Source organism: Fibrobacter sp. UWP2 (assembly GCF_900141705.1).
Taxonomy (GTDB): domain Bacteria; phylum Fibrobacterota; class Fibrobacteria; order Fibrobacterales; family Fibrobacteraceae; genus Fibrobacter.
In genome coordinates this window covers 1-8,041 of sequence record NZ_FQYM01000053.1, presented here as the reverse complement: position 1 = coordinate 8,041, position 8,041 = coordinate 1, and the positions used below count along the sequence as shown (strand labels likewise).

Annotated in this window: 4 protein-coding genes; 3 read left to right on the top strand and 1 reads right to left on the bottom strand. The window is 56.8% G+C overall.

Annotation, left to right across the window (positions count from 1 at the left end):
• Positions 1 to 29: 29 nt before the first annotated feature.
• Positions 30 to 2,045 carry a lamin tail domain-containing protein gene (locus BUB55_RS13440; RefSeq protein WP_234971948.1) on the bottom strand — a complete coding sequence of 672 codons (2,016 nt, stop codon included), beginning with the start codon at positions 2,043 to 2,045 and terminating at the stop codon, positions 30 to 32.
• Between the two features lie 171 nt (positions 2,046 to 2,216).
• Between BUB55_RS13440 and BUB55_RS13435 the strand changes: the two genes are divergently transcribed.
• The 3 genes from BUB55_RS13435 (at position 2,217) to BUB55_RS13425 (ending at position 7,837) form a co-directional block, all read left to right on the top strand.
• A complete protein-coding gene (locus BUB55_RS13435; RefSeq protein ID WP_073192355.1) occupies positions 2,217 to 3,416 on the top strand; it encodes a glycoside hydrolase family 18 protein in 1,200 nt (399 codons plus the stop codon).
• An 83-nt stretch (positions 3,417 to 3,499) separates the two neighbouring features.
• On the top strand, positions 3,500 to 5,035 hold the full coding sequence (locus tag BUB55_RS13430) for a hypothetical protein (RefSeq protein WP_073192353.1): 1,536 nt from the start codon (positions 3,500 to 3,502) through the stop codon (positions 5,033 to 5,035).
• Between the two features lie 54 nt (positions 5,036 to 5,089).
• Complete coding sequence (locus tag BUB55_RS13425) at positions 5,090 to 7,837, top strand: valine--tRNA ligase (RefSeq protein ID WP_073192351.1); 2,748 nt, start codon at positions 5,090 to 5,092, stop codon at positions 7,835 to 7,837.
• Positions 7,838 to 8,041: the final 204 nt, after the last annotated feature.

Below are 8,041 nucleotides of genomic sequence, written 5' to 3'. Positions count from 1 at the left end.
TTGCTTGGTGTTTTTTTGCTGAACCAAATTTACAAGTTGGAGACCACCTTTTTCTTTTTGGTTGCAGAAATTTCAACTAACTTTGGGGCATCTTCGCCAATACGATCTCGCAGGTAATCGCTGCCAAAGTTGTTTCCAAAGTTCCTGACCGAGAACGCCTTGAATTTTTTGAGCTCCGGGTTGCTCGGGAACAGCGGGTACTTGAGGCGCTTGGCACCGTATTCTTCGCGAACTGTCACGGAGAAGGATTTCTTTTCTTTTGCGCGGCTATACTGGCCAGTAACCTTGAAGTCGCCCATGATGCCAAACGCGGGAGTGCGCGGGCTGCCGGGTTCAAAGAGTTCCACGTAAACCGGGAGTTCGCGGTTGCTCCAGTAGTTGGCACCCTTCTTCGGGTCCATCATGCTCGCTCCGTTACCCGTCATGTAGAGACCGGAATCGGGACTGAACATTGAAAGCGGATCGGTCGTCACGAATATCGAAGCAAGCGAAGGCTGCTGTTCAAAAACATAGGTGCGGATAATTTCTTCACCCGGGTAAGAACCCTCGGCATAGGCACGGCAACGGAGAACTGTCGTCGCATTGATGGTGAGCGTCTGCGGCATCACTTGGGAATTCGCGGTCGGCGCAGTTCCGCCCTGCTCGCAACGCGTGCCCGCCGGGAATGTGACCGTCACTGCCGAAGAATAGAATCCCGAAGCTGGAATGTTCACCGCGGCCGACGCGTCGCCCGCCTGCACGGGGAACACCTCGCCCGCCGCATTGCCATACGGCGAAGGCGCCGCATAACCCCACTTGCCCGCCGCGTCTCGCGACCACGAGGCCCCCGTCGGCATATTGCCAAACCGCACGGAGTCGAGGATTCCCATATCCTCGCTCACCAAGTACAGGGCGCCGCTGTCTTCGGCCTTGAACGTCGTATGCGGTTCGTGACCACGTTTGCGCGCGATGTAAGACGTCACCTTGAAAGTCGTCGACTCGCTTCCCTGCGTCTCGAAGGCAAAAGTCGTCGCCGTCACGCGCGAGAGGTTCGCGTCACTTGCGTTCTCGGCGATACGCACGTAATATACCGAGTTTGTATCGCCTGTCCCACGCAAATTCTTGCCGCTCCACTTGCTGAGCGAATCGCCTTCCTTGAAGTTCACACGGATCTTGTGGTTCTTGGTGAAAAAGCCGCGCACCACAAGCTGGTCGATTTTTGAGAGGTTTGCATTGTTCGCCTTCACCACCACGCGGGAATAGGAGCCGCCCTGCGCCACCTTGAGGGTAGCACCCACCATGTTCGTCCCGTTCTCGCTAAAACAGAGGGCACTTTTACCCGTCAGGTTAGAGACGTTGCTCGAAGCCGCACCCGTTGCGGCACCTGCGCCACCGGCGCCGCCACCCATGCCCGGAAAGTCCCCGCCCATGCCGGGGAAATTACCACCCCACATGCCGCCGCCCGCCGACTCCTCGGAACTGCAATCGGTGCCTACCATGTTGACGGAATCTGAAGGCGGAATGTAGTCGGGGTAGTTCTTGCCCGAAAGGAACACCACCATGTGGCTCTTGGCGGGCATTGTCGCATTGCCAAAGACCCAGCGGCGCGGGTATTTCGCATCATTACTCAGGGCGACTCCCTTTAGGCTCACCGCCGAATCCGAGGTGTTGTAGAGTTCCACCCAGCCAGGGTCATTGCCGTCATTGTCCTTGAAGTTCGCGTTGTTGGGCGAGACTTCGGAGAATACCACCGGGAAACTCCCCACGAACGGGAGCGCCGTATCTACGACAACCTGGTGCGGGTCCTCGCCTGTGAGCGGTCCCTCGTGCGACTTGTCGTCCTTTTGGGAGGAGGAAGACGCAGGTTCCAGCCCCTGCTGCGAAAGCGCAGGCTGCGAGCCAGCCGACTGCGGGTCAATAGATGTTGAACTGTAAACGATGACCTCATTCCCGTTCTCGTCGATAATGACTACGGGTTCCGCAGAGCCTACAGGTTCAAAGTCGTCCGTCCCTGTGCCAGAGTCATCAGAGCATGCCACCACGCATGCCAATCCTAAACAAACCACACACCAGAAAAAAGACTTCCTGATATGCATACCCAAATTGTACCCTCAAAAACGTCTTTTTTCAAGAAAAAATGCAATTTACACAAGTTTTGCCCATTGCAAAAATGGAACATTTCGTCCCTTTTATCTCAACACGGGACTATTCACCCCAAAAAAGGATATATTAGGAACATGAAGGCATTTTTCCTCTTTTTTTTGACACTCGCGGGTATTTACTCCGCATGGGCAGCCCCGCTGTTTATCGGCTATTACCCCGACTGGGGAAAATGGCACAAGCCCGCCTACACCGTGGACAAGGTGCCATACGAAAAGCTGACTCACGTGCTGTGGAGCTTTATTACACCCGATACCGACGGAAGCCTGCGTGGCGACGCCGCAGACGACCCGAGCGCTCTCGACGAAATGGTCGCACTCGGACATGCCGCAGGAACAAAGGTCATCGTATCGCTCGGCGGTGGCGGACAGAGCGAAAACTTCGTGCCCGTCGCATCGGACGACGCGCTCCGCCAAAAGTTCATCGCGAACCTCGTGCAGTTCGTCGCCGACCATAATTTAGACGGCCTCGACATGGACTGGGAATGGGAATACAACCCCGTACCCGATGCAGACACCATCGCCTACAACAAACTGCTCACCGAGCTCCGCGCGGCACTCCCCGAAGGCAAGACGCTCTCGGCAGCGCTCCCCTGCTCGCAATATTACGGCAAATTCTTCACGCCCGAAGTCCTCGTGAAAAACCTGGACTGGCTCGGATTCATGACCTACGACATCACCGGCGACTGGGACGACAAAGCCATGTTCGATTCGCCGCTCTACCCGCACAGCGGTTATACCACCTGGTCGTGGGAACAGACCCATGACTACTGGAAAAAACGCGGCGTTCCTACCGAAAAGATGGTCTTCGGAATTCCCTCGTTCGGATTTCAGTTTGAAGGAGCGACAGGTCCCGGCACCGACTTTACCAAGGGCACCGCAAAACAAGTACCATACAAGGACATTGTCGCAAACCCCGACTGGGAATTCTTCTTTGACAGCGTCTCCGTGTCACCTTACGGAGTATCGAGCACCGGATACGTGACCTTCGAAGACCCGCATTCTTCTGCCGTCAAGAGCCGCTGGGTCAAGGATAACGGCTACGCGGGCATTATGGTGTGGGAAGTTTCGCATGACTACATCGAAGGCACCGGCAACCCGATCCTCGACAGCATCGCAGTCGTGTTGCACAACGGTTCAACCGACGCAATTCCATACGCCCGTAAGGTCCGCACCTCACAGCAAATTCGCCAGCAAAACGCCACCGGCAAGCAGGTGGACGCCCTCGGCAAGAGCGTGAAAGGCAAACCGAAGTTTATCCGTATTTTCGAACCGTAAAAGACCCGTTTTTTTACTTGACTTTACGCAAATTCTGTATTAGATTAATAACATCGGGTCTTTTCCCGAAAGGTGTGTGGATTATGGTGAAAAAATATCTCGCGGGCGCCGCCCCCGTTATCACAACTGCGGCATTGGCAACAGGCATGCTTGCCGCAATGTCATTCGCGGCGGACCGCTCCGTCGCGCTCAACAAAGAAATCGAGACGCTCGAACCCATGAAGGGCATCGTGTTCTGGCCCGACCAGGCGAAAGACCAGAAGAATTTGCAAGGTTCGATTTCGCTCGAATTCTCGTACTGCCTCCCCTGCGCCGTGGTGAAGGGCAAGACCGACGACAAGATCGACTACGACTGGAGCAGTTTTGAAAAGATGCTCGACGATATCGCGAGTCGCGGGCACCAGGCCATCGTGCGTTTCCGCATCGAGTACCCGAGCGCGACCATCACGAACGCATCGGGCTGCACCGAGAAGGTGAAGGGCGCCACTGCAGTCCCCAACTACATCAAGGCGAACAAGTCCTACACCGAGACGTATTCCGAAGACCCGGGCGGCGACGGCCCCACGTATTATGCCGACTGGAGCAATAAGGAACTCCTGTGGTTCTACAAGCAGTTCTACACCGACTTTGCCGCGAAATACGACAACGACCCGCGTATCGCATTCGTGCAGGCGGGTTTCGGGCACTGGGGCGAATACCACATCTACGGCACCAAGCTCAATTTCGGAGTCAACTTCGCCACCAAGGACTACCAGGCCGAATTCCTGACGCATCTTGATAGTTTGTTCAAAGAGACCCCGTGGAGCATCTCCATCGATGCGGCAGACAACAACTACACGCCCGTCGCGGGCAACAAGACCCTGCTCGCACTGAATTTCGGGCTCTTTGACGACTCCTTCATGCACGCGGAGCACGACATTTCGCAGGGCAATGGCGACAACGAGCGTAACTGGCGCGACCTGGGTACGGACCGCTGGAAAACCGCTCCCGGCGGAGGCGAAGTCAGCTACTACACCGAAAAGGACCAGCGCGAGTTCCTGAACCCGGCAGGCCTTTACGGAGTCACCTGGGAAGATGCCGCCGCCAAATACCACATGACCTACGTGATAGGCAACGACGCGCCCAAAGGCAGCTACGCCACCAAGGAACGCGTGTACGAGGCCAGTTCCTATGCGGGCTACAAGTTCGAAATCACGGGCTACGCAGTCAACAAGATTTCTGCAGCGGTGCGCGTAAAGAACATCGGCATTGCACCGCTGTACCACAATGCCTACGTGACCGTGAACGGCGTGCGCAGCGAGAAATCGCTCAAGGGCCTACTCCCCGGCGAAGAAGCGACCTTCACCGTCGCGGGCCTCACAATCGGTGACAGCGAAACGCCCGAGCCCACCATCACCGGCGACAAGCTTTTGAAAGACGCGACCATCCCCTACAAGGCAAACCTCAGCGCAAACGCCGAAGTCATCGCGGGCCTGCTCGATGAAGGCGGAACCACCGCCATCGTGGGCGCGCGCATTTCAAGCCCGAACAACAACCGTGCCAACAAGCTGACCGACCTCAAGGGACGCCATCAGAGCAACACAAAGAACCTGCCGAAAAAGGCATATTTCATGTACTGATAGCAAAATCGTCACAAGTTTCCATACGCAAAAATTTCTATTTTTGCCCGCACTATGGAAACTCGTTACAATTCTAAAGATGTGGAAGCCCGATGGCACAAGACCTGGGCTGAGAATAACAGTTTTGCACCCAGCGGAAAGGGCGAACCGTTCTCGGTCGTGATTCCGCCCCCGAACGTTACCGGCGCGCTCCATCTGGGACACGCGCTCAACGATACGCTCCAGGACATTTTGGTACGCTACCGCCGCAAGACGGGCCGCGACACGCTGTGGATTCCGGGTACGGATCACGCGGGCATCGCCACGCAGGCAGTCGTCGAAAAGCGCCTTTTCCAGGACGAACACAAGACCCGCCACGACATTGGCCGCGACGCCCTGGTGGAACGCATCTGGAAATGGAAGGACGAATACGAAGCCCGCATTACGAAGCAGCTCAAGAGCCTCGGCGTCAGCTGCGACTGGAGCCGTCAGCGCTTCACGCTGGACCCGGTCTGCGCGAAGGCCGTGCGCCATGCCTTCTTCAACCTGTTCAAGAAGGGCCTCATCTACCGCGGCAAGCGCCTGGTGAACTGGGATACCAAGCTCCAGACCGCCGTCGCCGACGACGAAATCTACTACGAGACCGTGAAGGGCCACTTCTGGACGTTCAAGTATCCTCTGGCCGACGGTTCGGGATTCATCCCCGTCTCTACGACCCGTCCGGAAACGATCATGGGCGATACGGCCCTCGCCGTGCACCCCAACGACGAACGCTACGCTCACTTCATCGGCAAGACCCTGAAGGTGCCGTTCGTTGACCGCGAAATCCCGGTGATTGCCGACGCCATCTTGGTGGACAAGGACTTCGGTACGGGTTCCGTGAAGGTGACCCCGGCCCACGACCCGAACGACTATGCGACGGGCCTGCGCCACAAGCTCCCGATGATCAACATCATGAACGACGACGGCAGCCTGAACGAGAATGCCGGCAAGTTCCAGGGCCTCAAGGGCCAGGCCGCCCGTGACGCCGTGGTGGCTGGTCTCGAGGAACTCGGACTCCTCATCAAGGTGGAAGACCACGAGATGCAGGTGGGCCACTCCGACCGTTCCAAGACCGTTATCGAGCCGTACCTCAGCGACCAGTGGTTCGTGAAGATGGACGTGCTCGCCGAAAACGCGATGAACGCCGTGAAGTCGGGCGAAATCAAGATTATCCCCGAACGCTACGCCAACAAGTATCTGGACTGGCTCGCCGAAAAGCGCGACTGGTGCATCAGCCGTCAGCTCTGGTGGGGCCACCGCATTCCTATCTGGCACACGGACGCTAGCGAAGACGAACTGAAGGCCGCATTCGCGGGCCGCGACGATATCTTCTTCTACAAGGCCGAAAACGGCGGCTACCTGGTGTGCAGCCAGGAAGAAGACCTCAAGGAAGACGCAGTGCCTGGCCGCGTGCTCAAGCAGGAAGAAGACGTGCTCGACACGTGGTTCTCCAGTGGCTTGTGGCCGCACTCCACAATGGGCTGGCCGGAAAACACCGACACGCTCAAGCGCTACTACCCCACCAGCGTGCTCGTGACGAGCCGCGACATCATTACGCTGTGGGTCGCCCGCATGGTGCTCTTCAGCCAGGAAAACATGGGCACGGTTCCGTTCCATACGGTATACATCCACCCGAAGATCCTCGACGGCAATGGCCAGACCATGAGCAAGTCCAAGGGCAACGGCGTGGACCCGATGGATATCGAAGAGAAGTATGGTACCGACGCTCTGCGCTTTGTGATGGCAAGCCTTTGCACCGACAACCAAGACGTGCGCCTGCCGGTGAAGAAGGAAAAGCAGCCGGATGGCCGCGAAATCAACACCAGCGAAAAGTTCGAAATCGGCCGTAACTTCAGCAACAAGCTGTGGAACGCCTGCCGCTTCCTTTACCCGCAGCTCGAACAGGCCGGCGCTCTTGCCGCCGAGCTCCCGATGGACAAGAACTTGTTCGCGCTCGAAGACAAGTGGATTTTGAGCCGCCTGCAGACGACCATCAAGGACGCCACCCGCATGCTCGAAGAATACCACTTCGCCGAACTCGCCGGGTTCCTGTACCGCTTCGTGTGGGACGACGTGTGCTCCAGCTACTTGGAAATCAAGAAGTCCGTGATCAACAGCGAAACGCTCACCGCCGAGAAGAAGAACGCCATGGCAATCCTCAGCTACGTGCTGAAGAACGTGCTCGACCTGCTCCACCCGGTGATGCCGTTCATTACCGAAGAGCTCAACAGCATCCTGTTCCAGGGCAGCGAAATGGTGATTAGCCGCGCATGGCCCAAGGCCGACGAATCGCTCATCGACGCGAAGATCGAAGCCGCATTCGACCAGGCATTCGCCGTGGTGGAAAGCGTGCGTGGCGTGCGTGGCCGCTACAACGTGAGCCCCGCCACCAAGCTGAACGCCGTGGTGAGCGTCGACGATGCCGCAACGGAAGCCAGCGTTAAGGACTGCATGGCAATCATCACCGAACTTTCGGGACTTGCCGACCTGAGCGTCGCCGTGAAGGCCGCCAAGCCGAAGTTCAGCGCCAGCGCCGTGGTTCCCGGTGGCGAACTCTACATCCCGCTGGAAGGTATCCTCGACCCGGCTGCAGAAATCGCCCGCCTCGAAAAGGAAATCGAGAAGGCCAAGGCATTCGCCGCTTCGATTGAACGCAAGCTTTCGAATGAAAAGTTCGTGAGCGGCGCCCCCGAAGCTGTGGTAAACGCCGAAAGGACGAAGCTTGCTACGCAGATGGACATCATCGCGAAGAATGAGGCGGCGCTGAAGGAACTGAAGTAAAGGAGATCCCCGCCTTCGCGGGGATGACATCCTCGAATAAAATTTAAAGAGGTGTTCCTAACGGAGCATCTCTTTTTTCAAACATTCAACGCTATTGACATTCGTTTTTGAAGATGCCCCAAAGTTAGTTGAAATTTCTGCAACCAAAAAGAAAAAGGTGGTCTCCAACTTGTAAATTTGGTTCAGCAAAAAAACACCAAGCAA

Coding starts and splice junctions, on each gene's coding strand:
- BUB55_RS13435 (WP_073192355.1), top strand. CDS start 2,217: ATGAAGGCATTTTTCCTCTTTTTTTTGACACTCGCGGGTATTTACTCC.
- BUB55_RS13430 (WP_073192353.1), top strand. CDS start 3,500: ATGGTGAAAAAATATCTCGCGGGCGCCGCCCCCGTTATCACAACTGCG.
- BUB55_RS13425 (WP_073192351.1), top strand. CDS start 5,090: ATGGAAACTCGTTACAATTCTAAAGATGTGGAAGCCCGATGGCACAAG.